This window comes from Cellulomonas fimi (assembly GCF_028583725.1).
GTDB classification, from domain to species: Bacteria; Actinomycetota; Actinomycetes; order Actinomycetales; family Cellulomonadaceae; genus Cellulomonas; species Cellulomonas fimi_B.
In genome coordinates this window covers 1,898,752-1,921,498 of sequence record NZ_CP110680.1, presented here as the reverse complement: position 1 = coordinate 1,921,498, position 22,747 = coordinate 1,898,752, and the positions used below count along the sequence as shown (strand labels likewise).

At 71.7% G+C, this 22,747-nt stretch carries 24 protein-coding genes and 1 pseudogene; 8 read left to right on the top strand and 17 right to left on the bottom strand.

Translation table 11 applies throughout. From position 1 onward, the window contains the following. Positions 1 to 18: 18 nt before the first annotated feature. The 10 genes from OOT42_RS08815 to coxB form a co-directional block, all read right to left on the bottom strand. Positions 19 to 852: a hypothetical protein gene (locus tag OOT42_RS08815; protein WP_273654492.1), complete on the bottom strand. Its 834-nt coding sequence runs from the start codon at positions 850 to 852 to the stop codon at positions 19 to 21. After that, complete coding sequence (locus tag OOT42_RS08810) at positions 849 to 1,202, bottom strand: DUF6506 family protein (RefSeq protein WP_272728874.1); 354 nt, start codon at positions 1,200 to 1,202, stop codon at positions 849 to 851. Before OOT42_RS08810 ends, OOT42_RS08815 begins: the two co-directional genes overlap by 4 nt. Before the next feature lie 254 nt (positions 1,203 to 1,456). Continuing rightward, positions 1,457 to 2,200, bottom strand: a complete 744-nt coding sequence (locus OOT42_RS08805; RefSeq protein WP_273654491.1) for a hypothetical protein — start codon at positions 2,198 to 2,200, stop codon at positions 1,457 to 1,459. Positions 2,201 to 2,297: 97 nt separating this feature from the next. Next, entirely contained in the window at positions 2,298 to 3,116 is an 819-nt protein-coding gene (locus tag OOT42_RS08800; protein ID WP_273654490.1) for an ABC transporter permease, read from the bottom strand. Further along, complete coding sequence (locus tag OOT42_RS08795) at positions 3,113 to 4,018, bottom strand: ABC transporter ATP-binding protein (protein ID WP_273654489.1); 906 nt, start codon at positions 4,016 to 4,018, stop codon at positions 3,113 to 3,115. The genes OOT42_RS08800 and OOT42_RS08795 overlap by 4 nt, the downstream gene beginning before the upstream one ends. Before the next feature lie 127 nt (positions 4,019 to 4,145). Beyond that, positions 4,146 to 5,480, bottom strand: a complete 1,335-nt coding sequence (locus OOT42_RS08790; RefSeq protein WP_273654488.1) for a metallopeptidase TldD-related protein — start codon at positions 5,478 to 5,480, stop codon at positions 4,146 to 4,148. Continuing rightward, positions 5,473 to 6,597, bottom strand: coding sequence for a TldD/PmbA family protein (locus tag OOT42_RS08785; RefSeq protein ID WP_273654487.1), 1,125 nt, complete (start codon positions 6,595 to 6,597; stop codon positions 5,473 to 5,475). Before OOT42_RS08785 ends, OOT42_RS08790 begins: the two co-directional genes overlap by 8 nt. A 415-nt stretch (positions 6,598 to 7,012) precedes the next feature. Next, positions 7,013 to 7,411, bottom strand: a complete 399-nt coding sequence (locus OOT42_RS08780) for a cytochrome c oxidase subunit 4 (protein WP_273654486.1) — start codon at positions 7,409 to 7,411, stop codon at positions 7,013 to 7,015. Further along, positions 7,408 to 9,228, bottom strand: a complete 1,821-nt coding sequence (ctaD, locus tag OOT42_RS08775) for a cytochrome c oxidase subunit I (RefSeq protein ID WP_273654485.1) — start codon at positions 9,226 to 9,228, stop codon at positions 7,408 to 7,410. Before ctaD ends, OOT42_RS08780 begins: the two co-directional genes overlap by 4 nt. Next, positions 9,228 to 10,118, bottom strand: coding sequence for a cytochrome c oxidase subunit II (coxB, locus tag OOT42_RS08770; protein WP_273654484.1), 891 nt, complete (start codon positions 10,116 to 10,118; stop codon positions 9,228 to 9,230). Before coxB ends, ctaD begins: the two co-directional genes overlap by 1 nt. Positions 10,119 to 10,441: 323 nt before the next feature. On the opposite strand from coxB, the gene OOT42_RS08765 reads away from it, so the two are divergent. Continuing rightward, positions 10,442 to 11,572, top strand: a complete 1,131-nt coding sequence (locus tag OOT42_RS08765) for a cysteine desulfurase family protein (RefSeq protein ID WP_423776006.1) — start codon at positions 10,442 to 10,444, stop codon at positions 11,570 to 11,572. Then, positions 11,569 to 11,820, top strand: coding sequence for a sulfurtransferase TusA family protein (locus OOT42_RS08760; protein WP_273654483.1), 252 nt, complete (start codon positions 11,569 to 11,571; stop codon positions 11,818 to 11,820). Before OOT42_RS08765 ends, OOT42_RS08760 begins: the two co-directional genes overlap by 4 nt. Positions 11,821 to 11,875: 55 nt before the next feature. On the opposite strand, the gene erpA is transcribed toward OOT42_RS08760, so the two are convergent. Further along, positions 11,876 to 12,226, bottom strand: a complete 351-nt coding sequence (gene erpA / locus OOT42_RS08755) for an iron-sulfur cluster insertion protein ErpA (RefSeq protein ID WP_124342487.1) — start codon at positions 12,224 to 12,226, stop codon at positions 11,876 to 11,878. 127 nt (positions 12,227 to 12,353) lie between these two features. Further along, on the bottom strand, positions 12,354 to 13,544 hold the full coding sequence (locus tag OOT42_RS08750) for a glycerate kinase (RefSeq protein WP_273654482.1): 1,191 nt from the start codon (positions 13,542 to 13,544) through the stop codon (positions 12,354 to 12,356). A 90-nt stretch (positions 13,545 to 13,634) separates the two neighbouring features. Between OOT42_RS08750 and nadA the strand changes: the two genes are divergently transcribed. The 3 genes from nadA to OOT42_RS08735 are packed head-to-tail and all read left to right on the top strand — an operon-like array spanning position 13,635 to position 16,022. After that, the gene (gene nadA / locus OOT42_RS08745) at positions 13,635 to 14,834 is read left to right on the top strand and encodes a quinolinate synthase NadA (protein WP_273654481.1); all 1,200 of its coding nucleotides are present in this window, start codon (positions 13,635 to 13,637) and stop codon (positions 14,832 to 14,834) included. Positions 14,835 to 14,839: 5 nt separating this feature from the next. Further along, positions 14,840 to 15,439 carry a DJ-1/PfpI family protein gene (locus OOT42_RS08740; RefSeq protein WP_273654480.1) on the top strand — a complete coding sequence of 200 codons (600 nt, stop codon included), beginning with the start codon at positions 14,840 to 14,842 and terminating at the stop codon, positions 15,437 to 15,439. Positions 15,440 to 15,491: 52 nt separating this feature from the next. Next, entirely contained in the window at positions 15,492 to 16,022 is a 531-nt protein-coding gene (locus OOT42_RS08735; RefSeq protein ID WP_273654479.1) for an acyl-CoA thioesterase, read from the top strand. Between the two features lie 72 nt (positions 16,023 to 16,094). Here OOT42_RS08735 and OOT42_RS08730 read toward each other — a convergent pair whose 3' ends face one another. After that, positions 16,095 to 17,498 (bottom strand): dipeptidase, encoded by a 1,404-nt coding sequence (locus OOT42_RS08730; RefSeq protein ID WP_273654478.1) that lies wholly within the window; start codon positions 17,496 to 17,498, stop codon positions 16,095 to 16,097. 32 nt (positions 17,499 to 17,530) lie between these two features. Between OOT42_RS08730 and OOT42_RS08725 the strand changes: the two genes are divergently transcribed. Both OOT42_RS08725 and OOT42_RS08720 read left to right on the top strand, forming a co-directional pair. Further along, positions 17,531 to 18,130, top strand: coding sequence for a DUF3043 domain-containing protein (locus OOT42_RS08725; RefSeq protein ID WP_273654477.1), 600 nt, complete (start codon positions 17,531 to 17,533; stop codon positions 18,128 to 18,130). A gap of 63 nt (positions 18,131 to 18,193) precedes the next feature. After that, a pseudogene (locus OOT42_RS08720) lies at positions 18,194 to 18,439 on the top strand (aldo/keto reductase); the annotation flags it as partial. 23 nt (positions 18,440 to 18,462) lie between these two features. Here OOT42_RS08720 and OOT42_RS08715 read toward each other — a convergent pair. Together OOT42_RS08715 and OOT42_RS08710 are read right to left on the bottom strand one after the other, a co-directional pair. Continuing rightward, entirely contained in the window at positions 18,463 to 19,398 is a 936-nt protein-coding gene (locus OOT42_RS08715; RefSeq protein ID WP_273654476.1) for an MAE_28990/MAE_18760 family HEPN-like nuclease, read from the bottom strand. Positions 19,399 to 19,402: 4 nt separating this feature from the next. Next, a complete protein-coding gene (locus OOT42_RS08710; protein WP_273654475.1) occupies positions 19,403 to 20,680 on the bottom strand; it encodes a DUF262 domain-containing protein in 1,278 nt (425 codons plus the stop codon). Positions 20,681 to 20,776: 96 nt separating this feature from the next. Here OOT42_RS08710 and OOT42_RS08705 point away from each other — a divergent pair, with 96 nt between their 5' ends. Beyond that, on the top strand, positions 20,777 to 21,787 hold the full coding sequence (locus tag OOT42_RS08705) for an aldo/keto reductase family protein (protein WP_273654474.1): 1,011 nt from the start codon (positions 20,777 to 20,779) through the stop codon (positions 21,785 to 21,787). 70 nt (positions 21,788 to 21,857) lie between these two features. Here the strand turns inward: OOT42_RS08705 and OOT42_RS08700 are convergent, their stop codons facing one another. Together OOT42_RS08700 and OOT42_RS08695 are read right to left on the bottom strand one after the other, a co-directional pair. Next, positions 21,858 to 22,523: a YczE/YyaS/YitT family protein gene (locus OOT42_RS08700; protein WP_273654473.1), complete on the bottom strand. Its 666-nt coding sequence runs from the start codon at positions 22,521 to 22,523 to the stop codon at positions 21,858 to 21,860. Further along, positions 22,520 to 22,711, bottom strand: a complete 192-nt coding sequence (locus tag OOT42_RS08695; protein WP_273654472.1) for a hypothetical protein — start codon at positions 22,709 to 22,711, stop codon at positions 22,520 to 22,522. Before OOT42_RS08695 ends, OOT42_RS08700 begins: the two co-directional genes overlap by 4 nt. Positions 22,712 to 22,747: the final 36 nt, after the last annotated feature.

The following is a 22,747-nucleotide window of genomic DNA, read 5'->3' as shown; positions in this document are numbered from 1 at the left end:
CGTCCGGGACGACCGCGGTCACGCGGAGGCCGCCGGACTCGTGCGCGGCCCGGCGGGCACCGGCACCCACGCGGGGTGCGCCAGCGTCATGCGCCGCACCTCCTCGGCGAGGTCCGTGCGCAGAGCCAGCGGATGGTCCGTGCCGACGTCGATGCGGATCCCGGCGTCGAGCCACCGTCCGACGGGGAGATCACGGACCGGGCGCCCGGACCGTCGCACGAAGGCGGTGGGGCAGACCTCCACCGTCGCGCGCGCGTCCGCCAGCCGGGCGTCCCACTCGGCGCGGTCGATCAGGGGCGACCCGTGACCGATGCGACGGACACCGGCTGCCAGGAGAGGACCGAGGTCGTCCGCGTCGTCGTACCAGCCGAGGTGGGCCGCGGCCTCCAGCCCACGATCGGTCGCCTCGCGCACGAGCCCGAGGAGCCCGCCCGTCAGCGGTGCGGGTACCGGCCGCGAGTTCGAGTCCGTCACGTCGTACGACCGCGAGACGTCGATCCCCCGGAACGTGACCGCCGCGCCGGCGAGAGCCGTCTCGACGTTCTCCCGCAGCTCGCGTTCCCCGGACTCGCGCTTGAGCGTCGCGTACACGTCGAGCCGGACGCCGTGATCCCGCACTGCCTCGTCCGCTGCGCGGCGGAGCACAGCGAGCTGGGCGTCGCGGTCCACACCACGCGACGCCCAGCGGCTGGGGTTGTACCGGAGTCCGACCCGGTCGGCGCCACTCCGAGCCGACTCGGTGAGCAGGTCCGTCAGCAGCGACTGCAGCACCTGCTCACCGACGTCGCTGCCCGTCCGCTCGCGCTGGAGCCGGAGGGACGCCTCGAGATGTACGTGTGCGTCGTCGGTCACAACTCGTTGGCGCGGATGGACACCGCGACCTTCGAGCTGTCGCCCACCGCTTCCTGGATCGCCTTCGCGAGCTTCGCGTTGAAGCCCGAGCAGAGGTCGATCTTGTTCGCACCCTCGAACGCGAGCCGCTTCGCGACCGCGATCGCCTGCTCGAGATTGGGTCCGTCCTCGTCACCGCTCACCGGGCAGACCGTCATCTTGCCGTCGGGCGTGGTGAGGGTCGTGAGGTGGAGCACGGGGTGGATCGTGCTCGAGCACCTGAAGATGAAGGCGTGGTGCCACCAGTACTTCTCGGCGTCCGGCGTGCCGAACTTGTCGTTGTTGATGTGCTCGACGATCGGATCACCCATGGAGACGCACCTTTGCATTGTGAGGGGAAAGTGCATGAGAAAATCGTGAGAAGAGCGCCGCTTCCGCGGACCAGGACAAAGATCGTCCAGGTCGGATTTCGCCTGATTTGGAAGCACCCCGAACCTAGAACCGTCGCCCTCGACGAGTCAACCCTTCTGCGACAGTTTGAGTGATTTCGATGACATCAGGGGCGGCGCTATAGCAAACGGCGTTCGTGGCGCGCAAGGGTCAGGAGCGGACCGCTCCGTCGCGGTCACGAGGAGAAGGCACCGCGGCCGGTCGTCCGGCCCCGTCGGTCCATGGCGTGGTAGGTGAACGCGGCGACCAGCGCCCACCCCGCCGCCACGGCGAGCTCCGCGAGCAGGGAGGCACCCCATGGCTGCCCGTCCATCGCCGCCCGGCTCCCGGCGATCGCGTGGTGGAGCGGCAGGACGCCCCCCAGGGCGTCGAGGACGCCGTGGCGGCCGGTCGGGATGAGCGCCCCCGAGAAGACCACGATCAGCGCGGTCATCGTGTTGTAGGTGAGCGCGTCGTACCGGGTGCCGATCGCCGGGGCGATGACGAACAGCCCGACCGCGCCACCGCTCACGCACGCCGCGACCAGCAGCGGGATGCCGGGCGCCATCGCCACGAGGATGTCCAGGCGGCCGGTGACCGCGCCGACCACGACGCCCGCCACCACCGCGGCGACCGCACCGGCACCGACCACGGGCAGGCTCCGCACCACGAACGTCAGGTACGGCGCGCGACCCGCACGCGAGAGCTGCGGATACGTGCCCTCCATCCGGTCACGCATCGGGACGTCGGAGATCATGGACACGGTGTAGTAGGTGCTCGCGAGGAACACCGCGCCGACGAAGGAGTAGTCGCCGCCCGCCCGTCCGCCCGCCACGACGCCGAGGAGCGTGAACAGCAGGCACTCCGCCACGATGCGGAACTGGCTCGTCAGCACCACCGGTCGCCAGGGGTTCTCACGCCTGAACAGGAGCCATCCCACCTGCAGCGTGGCTCCGAGCCAGTCCGCAGCGGGTGCACGCCGGTCACCTGCCGGGCCGGCGACCCCCGCGACGGGGTCCGCGACTGCCGAGCGCCGGTCAGAAGAGGTCAAGGGTCGCCTCCCTCCGTGCGCGGTCGACCATCGTCGTGAGCAGCCTCCAGCCGAGGACCGCGTACACCGTGGTCGTGACGGCGGCCCCGCCCAACGCCCACCAGGCCACGGGCCCCGTCGCCGCCGAGGCGAGGAAGTCCTGCAGCCACGACAGGCTGATGGTCCGGGAGAGCCACCGGGCCGGCGGCACGAGGAACGTCAGGGGCAGGATCGTGCCGCCCAGCAGCATCACGGGCGTGCTGATGGCGTTCGAGAGCGCGACGCCGTACCGCGTCACCACGAGCAGGGAGCCGACGAGCTGCGCGGCCGCGGTGCCCGAGACCACCGTGGCCGCGAAGCCGAGCAGGAGGGCAGCCGGGTGCTCCACCTCGGGGCGGAGGCCGAGCACCAGGCTTCCTGCGGTGAGGCTCGCGAGGACCACGACGAGGTTGAGGGCGGTCGCGCCGGCGACCTTCCCGAGCAGCACCCAGCGCGCGTCCTGCACCGCGGTCACCGAGCGGTAGAACGTCCCGCTCCAGCGCTCGCGGCGCAGGATCCCGACACCGCCCCAGACGCACGCGGCCCAGAACGTGGCCAGCGTCACCCCGGAGAGCACGGCCGTCACGTCGGCGCCGGACAGACGCTCCTCGCGCGGGACGACCACGATCGCGAGGAACATGAGCGGGTTCAGCACGCCCGCGGCGAACGTCATCGGGTGGACCAGGTTCTGCCGGACCTGCATGACAGCCGACGCGACGACGGCGTCCGGCGCCGACGGCCTCCTCGGCACGAGCTGCGCGCCACTGTCGAGAGCGGTGCCGCTCACCCTGTGACCTCGCTCATCGCCGCGAACGCCTCGTCCAGGCTCGCCTCCCGCACCGTCATGTCCACGAGCTCAGCGCGGCCCAGTGCCGCACCCAGCGCGGTGAGCACGAACGGGTCCCAGCGCTCGACGAGCGCGGTCAGCACCGTCTCCCGGCCGCCGGAGGACGGCTCCCCGGACGCCGCCTTGACCCCGGGCACGGCCGAGACGGCGTCGACGAGCGACGTCGGCAGGTCGCCCGCGACCGTCATGCGCACCGTCGCCGCGTAGCCGACCGACTCGGCGAACTCGCGCACCCCCATGTCATGCGTGACGCGTCCCGCGCGCACCATGAGGACGCGCTCGGCGAGCCGCTCGACGTCCACGAGGTAGTGGCTGGTGAGGAGGATGGTGACGCCGTCGACCCGCAGCGCGGCGATCTGCTCGCGCAGGCGGGCAGCCTCGTTGGGATCGAGACCGACCGTCGGCTCGTCGAGCAGCAGGACGCGCGGCTCGGCGATGAGGCCCGCCGCGATGTGCAGACGCTGCTTCATGCCCTTCGAGTACGTCTCGACCCGGCGGTCCGCCGCCTCGCTCAGCCCGACCTGACGCAGGAGCGCGCGGACCCGTGACCGCCGCTCCTGCCGGCGGACGCCGGCGAGCATCCCGCAGTACGCAAGATTCTCCGCGCCCGTGAGCATCGAGTAGAGCCCGCGGTCACCGCCGAGCACGACGGACACCAGCCCGCGCGCCTCGGCGGTGCGGGCGACGACGTCGTGCCCGTGCACGCGCGCCGTGCCGGACGTCGGGAGGAGCAGTGTCGACAGGATCTTGGCGAGCGTCGTCTTGCCCGCACCGTTGACCCCGAGCACGGCGACGCACTGGCCCGCGGGCACCGAGAACGACACGTGGTCGAGCGCACGCACCGTCCCGCCCGCGACCGTGAAGTCACGTGTCAGATCGACGACCTCAATGGCCGGTATCGCCTGGTCCGCATTCTCGCCCTGCACCCTGCCCCCTTTTTTCGGCTCCGCACGCCCTGATTTCCGGCGGCTATTCTCCGGCCGGTCGTCGCGACCCGGTCACATACGGCTTCAGACGTCCGGGATCGGGCCGGAGAATGGTCCGTGCACCACCATAGAGGCCGCGATACCGGTACGTGCGTGATTCTTTCTCCACCTCACGCACGGCTGCCAGGACGTCGAGAACGGTCGCGGACCACAGGTAGCGCGCCGGCGCCTCGGCACAGTCCGCACCGGTCGTCGTGCCTCTCAGCTCGAACATCGCGGCGTCGGCCGCGACGTCGGCCACCCCGTGCAGCACCGACAGGTCGTCGACGACGAGTCCTCGACCACGCGGGACGACGAGCCGCTCCGTCGTCGGCGACAGCCGGCAGAACGCCGGAGCCGCCGTCAGGTTCTCCCCCCGCACGGCGCTCGACGTCGACTCCTCGCCGACCGGCGACGCGCGGAGCCCGGTGCGGAACACGCCGCCGGACACGAGCTCCACCACTCGTCCGGGGATGCCGAGGTCGTCGAACGCGTGCCCGTTCGGGTGGTCGCTGCTCTGGTCGTCGACGATCGCCAGACCCAGCTCGCCGACACGGGTCCCGGGCGCGACCCCGGCGACCTCGAGCGTCGCGAGGACGGGGACCACCCACGAGAGCAACCGCGCCGCCGCACGGGGGGCGAGGAGCACCCACTCGACCGCCGCCCCCGGGTCCGCGGACGTCGATCCCCCGGACCCGGCCGGCGCGGCGCCACCGGCGGTGCGCCGGCGCCGGGCGTCGTCGAGCGCGTGACGCAGGGCCGCGACGTCGACCTCGGCGAGCGACCTCGTCACGGTCGCGGTCTGCGCACCGGCGGCGGCCCCCGACGTCACCACGAGATGCGTCTGGACCTCCCGCGTGGCGTACGACGCGCCGCCCTGCACCGACAGGGTGCGGCGCACGTGGCGCGACGTCTCGCCCACCGTGACGCGCACGTCGTCGGCGGCGAGCTCGCGTGCGAGCGCGTCGAGGCGCTCGAGCTCGCTGGGCGCGTCGGTGACCGAGACGAAGCCGGGGGCCGCCACGGTCGGTGAGGGCGGCGGAGCGGGCAGGTCGCACGCCGTCCGCGCACGTCGGGCATCGCCGAGCGCCTCCCGGAGCGTTCCGTGGTCCAGGCCGTCCGTCGAAGCGGCCCCCGCACGTCCCTCGGCATGGCTCACGACGTCGACGCTCGCCGTGACGAGCTCCTGGGTCGAGAGTGCCCCCTGCCCCGTCCGCACCACGACGTGCATCGCCACGACGCGTGCGAACGCCTCGATCACCTCGCCGAGCCGGGCGTCGGCGACGAGGCCGTCGAGCGTGTCGAGGGCGGGGGGCCAGGCGAGGAGTCCGTCAGGCATCCGCCTCACCCACCACCGAGAGCGCTCCCAGCCGCAGGGTCGGGGCGCTGTAGGACACAGGGACCCACTGGCCGCCCCGACCGCACATCCCGCGGTCCACGGAGACGTCCGACCCGAGCGCCTCGACGTGCTCGAGGGCCGCGACGGAACCACGCAGGAAGTGCGTCCGCAGCGGCGGACCGAGCACGCCCCGGTCGATGAGCCGCGCGCGCTCGACACGAAGACTGAAGTCTCCGTCGCGCGGGTCCGCCGACGCGTAGTCCACCTCGTCGACGTAGATCCCGGTACGGACGGACGCCATCACCTGATCCGCGTCGTCGGCACCCGGCGCCAGGATGGTGTGGCGCATCCGCGGACGGGCTCCCGACAGGCCCGAACGCCGGGCGTTGCCACCGCGGTGCGCGCCACTCAAGGAGCGTTCGCGCGACACCGTCAGCGTGTCGACGACCGCGCCCTCGGCGACGAGGACCACGGGCCCCGTGGAGGTCCCCTCGTCGTCGTACCGCGCGGGAACCCATGCCTGCGGAGAGCGCGCGTCCTCCACCACCGTGAGCATCGGGTCGAGACGGCGACCGCCGGCCCGCCGTACGGCGTGGCCGGCGCTCGCCCGGGTCCCTTCGAGCGCGTGCCCGATCGCCTCGTGCACCAGGTAGCCCGCGGCGCGCCCGGACAGCACCACGTCGGCGCGGGTCGTCGGCACCGGCACCGCGTGGGCGAGGTCCGAACGTCGCGCGACCGCCGCGGCCCCGAGGCTCTCCGCGGTCGCGACGTCGGGGAGCACGTCTCCGCTCCAGGACTCGACTCCGCTCACGCCGCCCCCGTGGACCGTGACGCGGACCCGGCAGAACGGCGTGGCGACCGTCCTGAAGACACGTCCCTGGCTCGACCACGCGAGTGCCCGGCGCACGCCCACGAGCGTCGTGACGCGGAGCTCGCCGTCGCGCCGTCCGTCCGCGCCCCGCCCGACGGCACCCAGCACGGCTGCGGTCCCCGCGACCCACGCCTCGACGACCTCGGGGACGACCGGCGGTTCCAGATCCTGCGCGGCAGCCGCTGCCCGCACCTCGGTCAGGCCCGGACCTGACGGGAGCAACCCCATGAGCAGGTCGCGCGTCAACGGTCCGGTGCTCGTCCGCTCCGCCGTCCGCCCTGCGTCGACGACCGTGCACAGGGCGCCCCCCGACCGCCTGACGCGCACGCGGCAACCTCGCGCCTCGACGGCGCCCTCGACCACGACGGTCGACTCGCCATACAGGTCGAGCCCTCGCTCGTCTGCGGTCACCTCGGACACCCTGCCAGATCTCACCCGGCCCCGGGGTCGAAGCCGACCTGTGAATCGGCTGCTCCGTCGGGCCGACGTCCGTGCCGAGCCCGTCGACCCCGTGCACGGCGTGCACGCGGTCCGGCCACCGTGCACGAGGACGACCCCGTGGGCCTACGCGGCTCGGGAGAGCCGGCGGCGCAGCAGCTCGGCGGGTCCCCGGCCGCGCCGCGACCCGCAGGAGGGTGCGCCGCGCGGGCGAGGGAACCCATCAGTGGGCGTGCTGCCCCCGGGAGAACTCGAACACCCAGCCGACGAGACCGATGACGCCGAGGATCGCGCCGATGATCGCCACCCAGAAGCCGATCGCGAGGCCGAGGAACATCACCGCGGCCGCGGCACCGATGACCAGCGGCCACCAGCTCCACGGGCTGAACACGCCCTGGTCGCCGGCGCCCTGCTCGATCTCGCCGTACTCGTCGTCCTCGGGGCGCGGGTCGATGCGCCGCGCGAGGAGCGCGAAGTACGCACCGATCATGCCGACGAGGCCGCCGACGAGCGGGATGCCGACGGTGCCGACGGGCTCACCGTCGCTCCAGAGCGCGTAGATCAGCCCGACCGGGACGAAGAACAGCAGCCCGTAGAGGAAGAGCTTGGCCTCGAGCCTCACCGGTCACCCTCCTTGTCGGTGCCGGGACGGTCCTGCGGACGGTCCTCGACGATCGTGGTGGACGACTGCTCGGGCTCGCCCTTGCCCTCGACGACACGGTCGACCGCGACCTCGGTCTCGCCGCGGCGGTCCGCCTCCCAGTCGAGCGGACCGGGGTTCGGCTCGACGTAGTCCATGGCGGCGACCTCGGGGTGGTGCAGGTCGAACGCGGGACGCTCGGAGCGGATGCGCGGGAGCGACGTGAAGTTGTGCCGCGGCGGCGGGCAGGAGGTGGCCCACTCGAGCGAGGCGCCGTAGCCCCACGGGTCGTCGACGGTCACCTTCGGGGCGTTGCGCCACGTGATGTAGACGTTCCACAGGAACGGCAGCGTCGAGGCCGCGAGCACGGCCGCACCGACCGTCGAGAGCTGGTTCATCCACGTGAAGCCGTCGTCGGGCGAGTAGTCCGCGTACCGGCGGGGCATGCCGATGACGCCGAGCCAGTGCTGCACGAGGAACGTCGTGTGGAAGCCGATGAACAGCAGCCAGAAGTGGATCTTGCCGAGGCGCTCGTCGAGCATCCGGCCCGTCATCTTGGGCCACCAGAAGTAGAAGCCCGCGAACATCGCGAACACGACGGTGCCGAACACGACGTAGTGGAAGTGCGCCACGACGAAGTACGAGTCGGAGAGCTGGAAGTCGAGCGCGGGGCTGGACAGGATGATGCCCGTCAGGCCGCCGAACAGGAACGTGACGAGGAAGCCGATCGTCCACAGCATCGGCGTCTCGAACGTGAGCTTGCCGCGCCACATCGTGCCGATCCAGTTGAAGAACTTCACGCCGGTCGGCACCGCGATGAGCATCGTCATGAACGCGAAGAACGGCAGCAGGACCGAGCCGGTGACGTACATGTGGTGCGCCCACACCGTCACGGACAGGGCGGCGATCGCGATGGTCGCGTAGACGAGGCCCTTGTAGCCGAAGATCGGCTTGCGGCTGAAGACCGGGAGGATCTCGGTCACGATGCCGAAGAACGGCAGCGCGATGATGTAGACCTCCGGGTGCCCGAAGAACCAGAACAGGTGCTGCCAGAGGATCGCACCGCCGTTCTCCGGGTTGAAGACCTGCGCGCCGAGGCGGCGGTCGGCACCGAGCGCGAACAGCGCGGCGGCCAGCGGCGGGAACGCCATGAGCACCAGGAGCGACGTCACCAGGGTGTTCCAGGTGAAGATCGGCATCCGGAACATCGTCATGCCGGGCGCGCGCATGGTGACGATCGTGGTGATGAAGTTCACGGCACCGAGGATCGTGCCGAAACCACCGAGCGCGAGGCCGAAGACCCACAGGTCACCGCCGACACCGGGTGAGTACACGGTGTTCGACAGAGGCGCGTAGGCGAACCAGCCGAACGACGCGGCCCCCTGCGGCGTGAGGAAGCCGGCGGCGGCGATGAGGCCGCCGAAGAAGAACAGCCAGTACGCGAACATGTTGAGCCGCGGGAACGCCACGTCGGGCGCGCCGATCTGCAGCGGCATGATCACGTTGGCGAAGCCGGCGAACAGCGGCGTCGCGAACAGCAGCAGCATGATCGTGCCGTGCATCGTGAACGCCTGGTTGTACTGCTCCTTGGAGGAGAACACCTCCATGCCCGGCGTGAACAGCTCGGCGCGGATGAGCAGGGCGAGGATGCCGCCGATCGCGAACCACACGAACGACGTGATCAGGTACATGTACCCGATCGTCTTGTGGTCGGTCGAGGTGATCCACTTGATCACCGTGCGCCCGAGGGTCTGGCGCGAGGGCGCCAGTCCGGGGATCTTCTCCACGGCGGTGGCCATCAGCGGTCGCTCTCTTCCTGCGTGGTGCTGCTGCTGACGCTGTCCACGTCCTGCAGCCGGCTGTACTCGAGCCCCAGCGAGCCCTCCTGGCCCTTGTCCTTGAGCTCCTGGATGTGCGCGTCGTACTCCTCGCGGGAGACGACCTTCACGTTGAACAGCATCGACGAGTGGTACTCGCCGCAGAGCTCGGCGCACTTGCCGAGGTAGGTGCCCTCCTCGGTGGGGGTCACCTGGAACGTGTTGGTCTTCCCCGGGATCATGTCCATCTTGTAGAGGAACGACGGGATCCAGAACGAGTGGATGACGTCGCGCGAGTCGAGCGTGAACTCGACGCGCTCGTCGACCGGCAGGTACAGCGTGACCTGGTCCTCGAGGGCCCCGGTGCTGCCGACGTCCTGCGCGTGCTCGCCGGTCTCGTACGCGCCGTCGTCGAGGTAGTTGAAGTCCCAGCTCCACTGCTTGCCGATCGCCTGCACGTGCAGGTCGGCCTCGGCGGAGGTGTCGTTGATCGCCGACATGTCGCGGTTCGTGTAGTAGAAGAGCACGCCGACCATGAAGATCGGCAGGATCACGTACATGACCTCGAGCGGGACGTGGTAGCGCAGCTGCACGGGCAGCACGTCGTCGTTCTTGCGCTTCCGGTAGACCGCGACGCACCACAGGATCAGGCCCCAGGTGATGAGGCCGACGATGAGTGCGGCGATCCAGGAGCCACGCCACAGGCTGACGATCCGGGCGGTCTGGTCGGTGATCTCGGCGTCCGACGAGCCGGGCAGCCAGCCGCGTTGGACCTCATCGGAGCAACCGCTCAGGGCGACCACGACGACGGCCGCGAGGCCTGCCGTCAGCAGGGCCGGGCGGCGCGTCCGGCGGGGGTGTTCCGGGTGCACGGGGGACCTCTCACTCGCGTCCCGTCAGCGCTCGACCCCGCTGCTGGCGGTCGTCACCCGGGACCTTCGTCCTCGACCCGTGCAGCCTAGCGCGCCGACCACGACGTTTCGTCCTCGCGACACCGGATGACGACACGGTGTCAGCACCGTCACACCACGTCGCCTCCGCAGGTCCCCCACGTGCGCGGGGACCGTCGACCGCGGACGACCGCGCCGGTCAGGGCTACGGTGCACCGGTGAGACCCCGCGACGACGTCCCGGCAGCCGCGCACCCCGCCGACGCCGGTGTGACGCACACCACTGCCGCGTCCGTGCGCCGCGTGGTGCTCGACGCGGGCGGGCGGGCACCGCTGCTCCCGCAGGCACGCGCGGCGTTCGTCGAGGCGCTCGACCAGGGCTGGGCCGACCCCCGCCGGCTGCACGCCGAGGGCCGCCGGGCACGCCTCCTGCTCGACGGCGCACGCGAGGCGATCGCGGCGGTCGTCGGCGCGCGCACGGACGACGTCGACCTCGCGCCGTCGCACACGACGGCGCTGCACACGGCGGTGCTCACGGTCGCGCGCGGCCGGCGGCGGGCCGGGAGCGACGTCGTCGTGCCGGCGGTCGAGCGCGCGGCGGTGCTGCACGCCGCGGACACGGCGGTCGCGTCGTCCGGCGGCCGACGGGTCGAGGTGCCGGTCGACCGGCACGGCCGTGTCGACGTCGAGCGGATGGTCGACGCGGTCACCGCCCCCGGCGTCGCGCTCGCTGCCCTCCAGCACGCCAACGGCGAGGTCGGCACGCGGCAGCCGGTCGCCGAGGTCCACGACGCGGCCCGTCGTGCGGGCGTCCCGCTGCTCGTCGACGCCGGGGCGAGCCTCGGCCACGTCGACGTCGGCGGCGCCTGGGACGTGCTGGCCGCCGACGCGGGCGACTGGGGCGGCCCGTCGGGCATCGGCGTGCTGGTGACGCGTCCGGGCGTGCGCCGCTCCCCCGTCGCGCCCGAGGACGAGGACCGCTGGTTCCCCGGGGGCGTGAGCGTCCCCCCGGCGCTCGCGGCGGCCGTGGCACTGCAGGTGGCCGTCGCCGACCGGGACGCCGCGGACGCCGAGCGGCGCGCGCTCGTCGACCGCGTCCGCCACCGCGTGGCCGCGGAGGTCCCGGACGTCGAGGTGGTCGGGGACCCGGACGACCGCCTGCCGCACGTCGTGACGTTCTCGTTCCTCTACGTCGACGGCGAGGCGCTCGTGACGGCGCTCGACGCGCTCGGCTTCGCGGTCGCGTCCGGCTCGGCGTGCACGTCGAGCTCGCTCGAGCCCAGCCACGTGCTCGCCGCGATGGGCGTGCTCACGCACGGCAACGTGCGACTCGCGCTCCCCCGCGGCACGCGGGGCGACGACGTCGACCGCTTCCTCGACGCGCTGCCCGGCGTGGTCGCCCGGGTCCGCGCAGCCGGCGGGGTGGACGGGCTGTGAGCGACCCCGGCCCCGCCCCCGTCGTCGACGCGCGCGGTCTGCGCTGCCCGGCACCTGTGATCGCGCTCGCGAAGGCCGCGCGCACCGCGGCGCCCGGGACCGAGCTCACCGTGCTCGCGACCGACCCGGCCGCGCGCCACGACGTGCCCGCATGGGCGCGGATGCGCGGTCACGCGATGGTGTCCAGCACCGAGGAGGAGGGCGTCCTGCGCCTGACCGTGCGGCTCGCGCCGACACCCGCGCCGTGACGCACGAGAGCCCGGCACCGAGATCCGGTGCCGGGCCCTCGTCAGGCTGGGTGGGTCAGCTGAACGAGCCGCCGCACGCGCAGGCCGAGCCCGCGTTCGGGTTGTCGATCGTGAAGCCCTGCTTCTCGATCGTGTCGGCGAAGTCGATCGTCGCGCCCTCGAGGTAGGGGACGCTCATGCGGTCGACCACGACCTCGACGCCGTCGTAGTCGCGCGTCACGTCGCCGTCGAGCAGGCGCTCGTCGAAGTACAGCTGGTAGATGAGGCCCGAGCAGCCGCCGGGCTGGACGGCGACGCGCAGACGCAGGTCGTCGCGGCCCTCCTGCTCGAGCAGGCTGCGGACCTTGTCCGCCGCCACGTCCGTGAGCAGGACGCCGTGCGTCTGGGTCTGCGTGGTCTCGCTCATCGTCTCTCCTGGTGCCGGGGAACTCGCGTCAACGGTCGGCAACACCGTTGCGCGCCGCGTTGTTCCCGACCAGGGTACGACTCCGCGGGGGTGCCGTCGTACGCGGCCCGCCCGCGCGCCACCGGCGTCAGCGCGACCAGGTGCGGGCCACCCGCTCGGCGCGTGCGCGCAGCGTCGTGACGGGGTCGGCGAGCGCGGCGCGGACCTCGTCGGGCGTCTCCCCCACGGCGTACGCGGCGGTGATCCCCGCGGCGGACAGCTCGCGCCGCCCGACCTGCACGTCACCGGCCAGGACCACGGTCGGGATCCCGTGCCGCAGCGCGCGCTCGGCGACCTCGGAGGCGACCTTGCCGTGCAGGCTCTGCCAGTCGAACCGGCCCTCGCCGGTGACGACGAGGTCGCTCGCGGCGAGCCGGTCGTCGAGGCCGACGTGCTCCGCGACGAACGCGGCGCCCGGGACGAGCCGCGCGCCGAGCAGCGCGAGGCCGAACCCGAGCCCGCCCGCGGCGCCCGCACCGGGCGCCGCGGTGAGCCGCGCGGCGGCGGACGACGGCCGCGCGCCCGCGAGCAGGTCGGGCCGCAGGTCGTCCGCCAGGACGGTCGTGGCGGCGTGCGCGAGGTCGGCGAGCGCGCGCTCGAGCGCCTGCGCCTGCTCGGGCGAGGCACCCTTCTGGGGGGCGAAGCCCGCGCTCGCGCCCTGGAGACCGAGCAGCGGCACGTCGACGTCCGTCGCGACGACGAGCTCGACGCCGGCCCACGCGGCGCGCAGCGTGCGCAGGCCCGCGAGGTCGGCGGGAACGATCCCGGCGAGCGCGCCCCCGCCGGCACCGAGGCGCTCGCGAGCGCCGTCGAGGCCCGCGCCGAGGAGCATGCCCGCGCCGCCGTCGTTGGTGGCCGAGCCGCCGAGGCCGACGACGACCCGCCGCGCCCCGGCGTCGCGCGCGGCGACCAGCAGGTCACCCACGCCGCGCGTCGTCGTCCGCGTGGGGTCGCGCCGGTCGGGCGGCACCAGCGGCAGGCCGACCGCGTGCGCGGACTCGACGTACGCCGTGCGCCCGCGGGGCCCGTCGACGACCAGCAGCACCGCGGGCGCTGGCTCGCCGAGCGGTCCGGTCACCGTGACGGGCACGGTCTCGCCGCCGAGCGCGGCGTGCAGCGTGTCGACGAAGCCGGGACCGCCGTCGGCGAGCGGGCACTGCTCGACGTCGTCGTGCGGCGCGGCCCGGCGCCAGCCGTCGGCGATCGTGGCCGCGACCTCACGGGCGGTGAGGACGGAGCCGAAGGTGTCGGGGGCGACGAGGACGCGCACGCGGTGCATCGTGGCACGGCCGGCGTGCACGTCCGGCGAGCGCGCGGCCCGCCGGACGTCCCGGGGTCGCGCGCACGCCCGTGTGCGAGGATCGGTCCCGTGACGCTGACGACCTCCGCCGCCTTCACGGAGCCCGCGCCCTCGGCCCTGCTGCTGCTCGGCCGTGGCGTCGACCTCGCCTCGGAGCGCGGGGTCGAGTGCGTCGGGGACCTGCCCGCACCGAGCGACCCGGACCTGGTCGAGCGCGCACGTGCGGCGCGAGCGGCGCTGGGCGACCGCGCGTTCGTGCTGGGGCACCACTACCAGCGCGACGAGGTGATCGCGTTCGCCGACGTGACGGGCGACTCGTTCAAGCTCGCGCGCGAGGCCGCGGCCCGGCCCGACGCCGAGTTCGTCATCTTCTGCGGCGTGCACTTCATGGCGGAGTCCGCCGACATCCTCACGTCCGACAGCCAGCAGGTCGTGCTCCCGGACCTCGCGGCGGGCTGCTCGATGGCCGACATGGCCGCGATCGACCAGGTCGAGGACGCGTGGGACGTGCTGGTCGACGCGGGCGTCGCCGAGGACACCGTCCCCGTCACGTACATGAACTCGACGGCGGCCATCAAGGCGTTCACGGGCCGCCACGGCGGCACGGTGTGCACGTCGTCGAACGCGCACGTCGCGCTGCGCTGGGCGTTCGACAAGGTCGGCGGCGTCGACGGCACCGGCAAGGTCCTGTTCATGCCGGACCAGCACCTCGGGCGGAACACCGCCGTGCTGCAGCTCGGTCTCTCGCTCGACGACTGCGTGGTGTTCGACCCGCGCAAGCCGAACGGCGGCCTCACGACGCAGCAGCTCAAGGACGCGCGCATGATCCTGTGGCGCGGGCACTGCTCGGTGCACGGCCGCTTCTCGGCGCGCAACGTCGAGGACGTCCGCGCGGCCGTCCCGGACGTCACCGTGCTCGTGCACCCCGAGTGCAAGCACGAGGTCGTGACCGCGGCCGACATGGTCGGCTCGACGGAGTACATCATCAAGGCGCTCGACGCGGCCGAGCCGGGGACGTCGTGGGCGATCGGCACGGAGCTCAACCTGGTCCGCCGCCTCGCCAACGCCCACCCCGACAAGCAGGTGCACTACCTCGACTCGACGGTGTGCTTCTGCTCGACGATGAACCGCATCGACCTGCCGCACCTCGTGTGGGCGATGGAGTCGCTCGCCGCGGGCCGCGTGCCGAACCGGATCGTGGTCGACGCGAACGACGCGCACTGGGCCCGCGTGGCCCTCGACCAGATGCTGGCGCTGCCGGGCTACTGAGTCCCGTGAACACCGGTCACCACCTGCGGGTCGGCATCTTCGTCTTCGACGGGGCCGAGGAGCTCGACGTCGTGGGGCCGTACGACGTGCTGTCGTCGTGGGCCGCGCACTCGCCGCTGCGGCCCGAGGTGCTGACGTTCTCCGCGGACGGCGCGGGCGTGCGGTGCGCGAAGGGCCTGTGCCTGGTCCCCGACACCTCGGCCGACGAGGTCGGCCCGCTGCACGTGCTCGTGTACCCCGGCGGCGCGGGGACGCGTGCCCTCGCCGCCGACTCGGCGCACCTCGAGTGGCTGCGCGACGTGCGCTCGACGACGCCGCTGGTGGCGAGCGTGTGCACGGGCGCGCTGGTGCTCGCGGCGGCGGGGCTGCTGGCGGGCCGTCCGGCGACGACGCACTGGGCCGCGTTCGACGAGCTCGCCGCCCTGGACCCGAGCGTGCTGGCCGACACCGAGGCACGGTTCGTCGACGACGGGGACGTCGTGACGTCGGCGGGCGTGTCCGCGGGCATCGACATGGCGCTGCACCTGGTGGCCCGGCTCGACTCGACGGAGGCCGCGCGCGGGGTCCGCCGAGGGATCCAGTACGACCCCGCTCCCCCGGTCTGAGCACGCCGTGCGACGCTCGCGGCGGTTTGCTACCCGTGAGTAACATCGCCCGGTGACCCGGACGCTCCAGCTCGCCTACGCCACGTTCCGCCCCCGGCCCGCGATCGCGGGGCAGACGCTCTTCTCCCCGTCGGTGACGACGATGCGGGTGCACCCCGGCGACCTCGACCTCTACCGGCACGTGAACAACGGTGTCTACCTGCAGATGATGGACGTCGCGCGCGCCAACTTCATCGCCGACCTCGGCGGCTACCGCCTGCTCGCGGAGCACGGCTGGTACCCCGTCGTCGCGGCGTCCACGGTCAAGTACCGCCGGTCCCTCACGCTCGGCGAGCGGTTCACGATCACCACGCGCGTCCTCGGCTGGGACGAGCGCGTCTGCTACCTCGAGCAGGCGTTCGCGCGCGGCGACCAGCACATCGCCCGCGGCGTCGTGGCAGGCCGTTTCCTCGCGCGTGACGGCCGGCGCATCCCCGCCCCCGACGTGGTCGAGCTGCTCGCGGGCACGCACGTCGACGCACCGGAGCTGCCCGAGGACGTCGCCACCTGGGCCGCCGCGGTCGACGTCGCGCACCGCGCCTGAGCCGCCGCTGCGGCGACACCGCGCCCCGGTGACACCCTCGACGGGACGTCGCCGGGCTGGCGGCCGGGCCTCTCAGGACGCGTCGCGGGACAGGTGGTCGAGGAGCAGCGCCTCCGCGAGGACGACCTTCTCGAGCTCGCCGAGGTGCACGGACTCGTTCGCGCCGTGCGCGCGGCTGTCCGGGTCCTCGACGCCCGTGACGAGGATCTGCGCGTCGGGGTAGACCTCGAGCAGGTCGGCGATGAACGGGATCGACCCGCCGATGCCGATGTCGACCGGCTCGGTGCCCCACGACTCCGCGAAGGCCCGCCGGGCGGCGCGCATCCCGGGCGAGTCGGCGGGGGCGAGGAACGGGCGGCCCTTCTCGCCGTCGGTCACGGTGACGCGCGCACCGAACGGCGCGTGCTCCTCCAGGTGCGCGCGCAGCGCGGCCATCGCGGCGACGGGGTCCTGCCCGGGCGCGATGCGCATCGAGAGCTTGGCGGCCGCGCGCGGGGTGATCGTGTTCGAGGCGGTCGCGACCGCCGGGGCGTCGACGCCGATGACGGAGATCGCGGGGCGGGTCCACATCCGCGCGGTGATCGGGCCGGTCCCCGCGAGGCGGACGCCGCCCAGCACACCGGCGTCGGCGCGCAGCTGCTCCTCGTCGAGCTCGACCGCGGGGTCGGGCGCGTGCACCAGCCCGGCGACGGCCACGTCGCCCGCGTCGTCGTGCAGCGTCGCGACGAGGCGCGCCAGCAGCGTCACGGCGTCGAGGACCGGACCGCCGAACATGCCCGAGTGGACCGCGTGCGTGAGCACCTCGACCTCGACCGTGCAGTCGACGAGCCCCCGCAGGGAGGTGGTCAGCCCGGGCACGCCGACCGACCAGTTCGACGAGTCGGCGACGACGATCACGTCGGCGGCCAGCCGGTCGCGGTGCGCGTGCAGGAAGTCGGCGAACGTCGGCGAGCCGATCTCCTCCTCGCCCTCGACGAAGACCGTGACGCCGACGCCGAGCTCGTCGCCCAGGACGCGCAGCGCACCGACGTGCGCGACGACGCCCGCCTTGTCGTCCGCGGCGCCGCGCCCGAACAGGCGACCGTCGCGCTCGGTGGGCTCGAACGGCTCGGTGTGCCACGCGGCGGCGTCGCCGGGCGGCTGGACGTCGTGGTGGGCGTAGAGCAGGACGGTGGGCGCGCCGGCCGGGGCCGGGCGGCGCGCGACGACCGCCGGGGCGCCGGTGCGACCGTCGGCCGTGGTGACGGTGAGGACGTCGACCTCGTCGAGCCCCGCGCCACGCAGCAGGTCGGCGACGGCATCGGCGCTCGCCCGCACGTGCGCCTGGTCGAACGCCGCGTTCGAGACGCTCGGGATGCGGACCAGGGCTTCGAGGTCCGCGCGGATCCCCGCGAACGCGGACGCGGTGCGCGCACGCAGCTCGTCCGGGCGGGCGGTCGGGTCGGTCGGTGTCTCGGCGGCGCGCTGGTCGGTCACGGTCCGCCACCGTACTCGACTACCCTGAGGGGGTGTTCGGACGCAGCAAGGAGCCCGTGAACGAGATCCCCGGCCTCGTGGAGTCGGCTCCGACCCCCGACCTCCCCGGCGGCAAGGGGCGTCCGACGCCCAAGCGCAAGGAGGCGGAGGCCGCCAACAAGCGCCCGCTGGTGCCGCAGGACCGCAAGGCCGCGTCGAGGGCGGCCCGCGCCGCGCAGCGTGAGCAGCGCGACCGCGAGTACCAGGCGATGCAGACGGGCGACGAGCGCTTCATGCCCGCCAAGGACCGCGGCCCCGTCCGACGCTTCGTGCGCGACTGGGTCGACGCGCGCTGGAGCCTCGGCGAGCTGTTCCTCCCGGTCGCCGCCGTCGCGCTCGTCGCGCAGTTCGCGCTCGCGCAGACGGCACCCGTGTTCGCGTTCTACGTCATCGTCGCGCTCTACGTGTACGTCCTCGCGGCGATCGTCGACGGGTGGCTGCTGTGGCGCGGCCTCAAGAAGCGGCTGACCGCCAAGTTCGGCGCGAACGCCGTGATCCGCGGCACCGCGATGTACGCGGTCCTGCGCGCGTTCCAGATCCGCCCGTCGCGCATGCCGAAGCCGCAGGTCAAGCACGGGCAGAAGCCCGCCTGACGCCTCGGGCGGCGGCGTCCCCGCCGCACCGGCCCGTCCGCGCGCGGACGTAGGGTTGATCGCATGGTCAACTACCGCCACCTGGGCCGATCCGGCCTCAAGATCACCGAGATCACCTACGGCAACTGGCTCACCGACGGCTCGCAGGTCGAGAACGACACGGCGACCGCGTGCGTGCGCGCCGCGCTCGACGCAGGCATCACCACGTTCGACACCGCCGACGTCTACGCGAACACGGTCGCGGAGTCCGTCCTCGGCGAGGCGCTGAAGGGCGAGCGCCGCCAGAGCCTGGAGATCTTCACGAAGGTCTGAGACGTGGCTGACCGCGCTGTCTAGATCAACGAATAAGGCACGCACCCCCGAGCGTCACGACTCACTGTCACGGCAACTCGATTGCTCTTGGCCGCAACCTCTTCCATCGCTACTCCGTCGATCTGCAGTGACTTGACCGTGACGAAGTGCACGGCACCTTCGCTCGATCTCAGTAGCAGGGCGCTGCCGCTCTTCAAGGTGACTCCCACCTCCAGCATCGCAATCGTCTCGTCCGAGAGCCTCGGAGGATTTGGATCCAGTTGTCCGATCGGCGCGACGAGCAGGTTCGGATACTCACTCGCCAGATGCCGCTGCAGGGATGCCGCGATCTCACCCACGATGGCTGCTATCTCATCGATCCAGTCGCACATCAGGTCGGCCGTGAGAATTTGAGTCGGCAGCGCACCGTGCGCAATGTCGTTTCTCTCCTCGACGAGCTTTGTAAGCCGAGATGCAGCAGTCTCCGCGCTTGCGCCTATTGGCTGTGACATCCAGCGGAGCTTTTCGCCCGCCAAGCCGATTCGCCCTAGCCACTCTTTTATCGTCTCGGGCCATACATTCCGTTCGAGACGCATTAAGATCGTGGTGTCGGCCCACGACTCACCGTCCACGGAACGCAAGAGATCGGAAAACGAAGCGTCCGCACCTTCGTCCTTGGCGCGCAGGCCAAGGTCTCGCAACATGCGGGTGTAGTGCTCAACCCGGACCGGCGCAGGCAACATGCTCGGGTCTGCCGCCGCTTCTCCTAGGCACTCGATAATCGCGCGGCCGAAGTCGACGACGGCCGCCTCGGTCGCAGCATAAGCAAGCAGCACCCAACTGGAGTAGAGGTGCATCGCGTAGGTGACATCTGTCGGGAAGACACGATTCCCATCGGATGCCTTGACGAAGAATTTGAGGCTCTCGTATCTTGAACGCGAGTCGAGCCAGCTCGTCCACAGCACCGATTGCGCCATCTGCTTATCCGATGAATCCTCGAAGGTAATCCTCCAAGAGAATCTCGCGGGTCATTAGGTCGGCGCGCGTCTGTCCACGAAGGTTAAAAATCCGCGCGTTCTCTTCATAGAACCCCGCCATGCCCTCCAAGATCTCCGAGTTGTGCCGCCTCAGCTCAGCGCCGGAGTCAAGCAGCCTAGAGAGCACGTTCATCAGCGCATCGTAAATCGACACGCTGGGAACATTTCCCCAGTTTCCTCGACGCGCTCGGCGAAACGCTTTATCCCCGAACAGATCTTCGGCAAGCGCGAGCGTATCTTGGAATACGCGCCGAAGCTCTTCGATGGTTGCGTTCTCGTATCCATTCGCCGCTCGGAGATAGTCGTCCAAGTAGTCCCGCAGATTGTCTCGGTAATAGATCATGCGTTGGCGATTGGCGAAGAATCGCAGTACCAGTTCGACATCAACCATCTTGCGCCATGCCAATGGGATTACCGGGTCAGGCACGTCCAGGTCGAGGTCGAATTCTCCCTGCCCGTCTTCCGTCTCGGCACGGTGATCCACGAGCGCCTCGACGTTTAGGGGTATCCCCCACAACCGACGGAGTGCGTCAAGCCCTGCCAGTTCCTTGCACAATTGATTCATCGGGCCGTCATATAAAGCATTGCGAAGCTCTTGGGGCGCGAGTTGTACGCCGCCCGTATTGATACGCCCGAACACAAAACGCTTGAGTAGATCGGGGTCTTCGCCGCCGTGCGATGTCTCCTTCAGAAGGATGATGGACGAGATATAGCGGCGGTCGATGCCTGCCCTTATTCGCGAAGGCAAGGTGTCGTACCGCATACCTTCGAGCTCAGTCCAGTACTCGAGCCCGGTGAGCGCGAAGCCATTTGAGTAGAACTCTCGGACAGCCGTCATTCGCTGTAGGCCGTCCATTACTTCGTATTGGTTGTAGTCCCATTCATACAAAAAGATCGGCGGCACCGGAACGTTCATGATGAACGATTCGATGAGGCGGCTCCGTTGCCCGAGGTCCCAGCGGTGTCGGCGCTGGTAATCGGGATCGAGTTTGTAGTTGCCTCCGCCGAGCATGTCCGTGATTGACGCGAGCGGATAGCGTCCCTGCTCGGTGACAATACGTATTTCGCCGCGGTCGTATTTCTGATTGATCTCCTCGGGCGACGGTTGCGGCCCGTCGGAGACAGGCTGAAGTCCTTCAGCAATGAGTTCCCCTGCGACCAGACCCGAGCGCTGACGCTGCACGAGGGCTCTGCGCTCCTGCTCGTCGGCGTGCTCTGCCATACGTCCTCCAACTGCGCGCAAATGGGTACCAGGAGGCTACCCGGTCGCCGACCGTTCGCGCGGGGCTTCTCCGGCGCCACGACGTAGGGTTGCCGCATGGTCAACTACCGCCACTTGGGCCGATCCGGACTAAAGGTCTCCGAGATTACGTACGGCAACTGGCTCACACACGGCTCGCAGGTCGAGAACGAAACCGCGACGGCGTGCGTTCGAGCCGCACTTGACGCTGGCATCACGACTTTCGACACGGCGGACGTGTATGCCAACACGGCCGCTGAGACCGTACTCGGCAAGGCCTTGAAGGGCGAACGGCGTGCCAGTTTGGAGGTGCTCACGAAGGTCTACTGGCCGACGGGTCCGCGCGGCGCGAACGACTCCGGCCTCTCCCGCAAGCACATCCTGGAGTCGATCGACGGGTCGCTGCAGCGCCTCCAGACCGACTACGTCGACCTCTACCAGGCGCACCGGTACGACCACGAGACGCCGCTCGAGGAGACGATGGAGGCGTTCGCGCACGTCGTCCGCCAGGGCAAGGCGCTCTACGTCGGCGTGAGCGAGTGGACCGCCGACCAGATCCGCGCGGGACAGGCGCTCGCGCAGGACCTCGGGTTCCGGCTCGTGTCGAACCAGCCGCAGTACTCCGCGCTGTGGCGGGTCATCGAGGCCGAGGTCGTCCCGACGTCCGAGGAGCTCGGGCTGTCGCAGATCGTCTGGTCGCCGGTCGCGCAGGGCGTGCTCACCGGCAAGTACAAGCCCGGTCAGCCGGCGCCCGCCGGGTCGCGCGCGACCGACGAGAAGGGCGGCGCGCGCATGATCGGCCGCTTCCTCGAGCAGGAGCAGACGCTCGCGCGTGTGCAGGAGCTGCGGCCCGTCGCCGACGAGCTCGGTCTGACGATGGCGCAGCTCGCCGTCGCGTGGGTGCTGCAGAACCCGAACGTCGCGTCGGCGATCATCGGCGCGTCGCGTCCCGAGCAGGTCGCGGAGAACGTCAAGGCGTCGGGCGTCGAGATCCCCGCCGAGCTGATGGCGCGGATCGACGAGGTGCTGGGCGACTCGGTCGTCACCGACCCGGCCGAGACCGCGAAGTCCTCGCCCGCGTCGCGCTGACGGCGACGGCGCCCGCGCGTCACGGTGCCCCGTCCTGCCCGACCGCCGGGCGGGGCGGGGCACCGTCGTGTCAGGCCGCGACCGGCTCCGCGGTGGGCTCGGGCTCGGGCGCGGGGTCGTCGAGCGGGACGGTGAACAGCCGCAGGAAGACCTGCGCGAGCGGTCCGACGCCCAGGGCGTAGGCGAGCGTGGCCCAGCCGACGGTGCCGCCCAGCAGCCAGCCGACGGACACGACGGCGACCTCGATGGTCGTGCGCACGAGGCGGACGGACCGGCCGGTGCGCGCGACGAGCCCGGTCATGAGGCCGTCGCGCGGTCCCGGGCCCAGCCGTGCCCCGACGTAGAGGCCGGTCGCCACGCCGTTGAGCACGATGCCCAGCGCGGCGGTGGCGATGGCGGCGGGGAGCGGCAGCGGGTCCGACAGGCGGTCGAGCAGCGCGAGCACGGGGTCGACGAGCAGGCCGATGACGAGGACGTTCGCCACGGTGCCGATCCCGGGGCGTTGCCGCAGCGGCCACCAGCACAGCAGCACCACGACGCTGGTGAGCAGCGTGATCGTGCCGAACGAGAGGCCCGTGCGGTGCGCCAGCCCTTGCGTGAGGACGTCCCACGGCATGCTCCCCTGCCCGGCGTGCACGACGAGCGCGATGGACACCGCGTACAGCACGACACCGGCGAGCAGCTGGGCGAGTCGACGGACGGGCCGCTGCGCGAGGTCGCGCCGCAGGGCCGTCACAGGCCGGTCCGCACGCTCGACCGGACCTCGCGCATGCTGCCGGCCGCCCAGTCGGCCCGGCTGGCCGGCGGCGGGCGGTGCCCGTGGCCGTCGCCGCGGACCACGCGGGCGAGCGCGACGACGAGGGCGGCGAGGAGACCGAGACCGACGAGACCCCACACGAGGGCGAGGCCGAGCACGTTCGACATGGCCTCATCCTCCCGAGTCAGTGGCTATCGGGACCA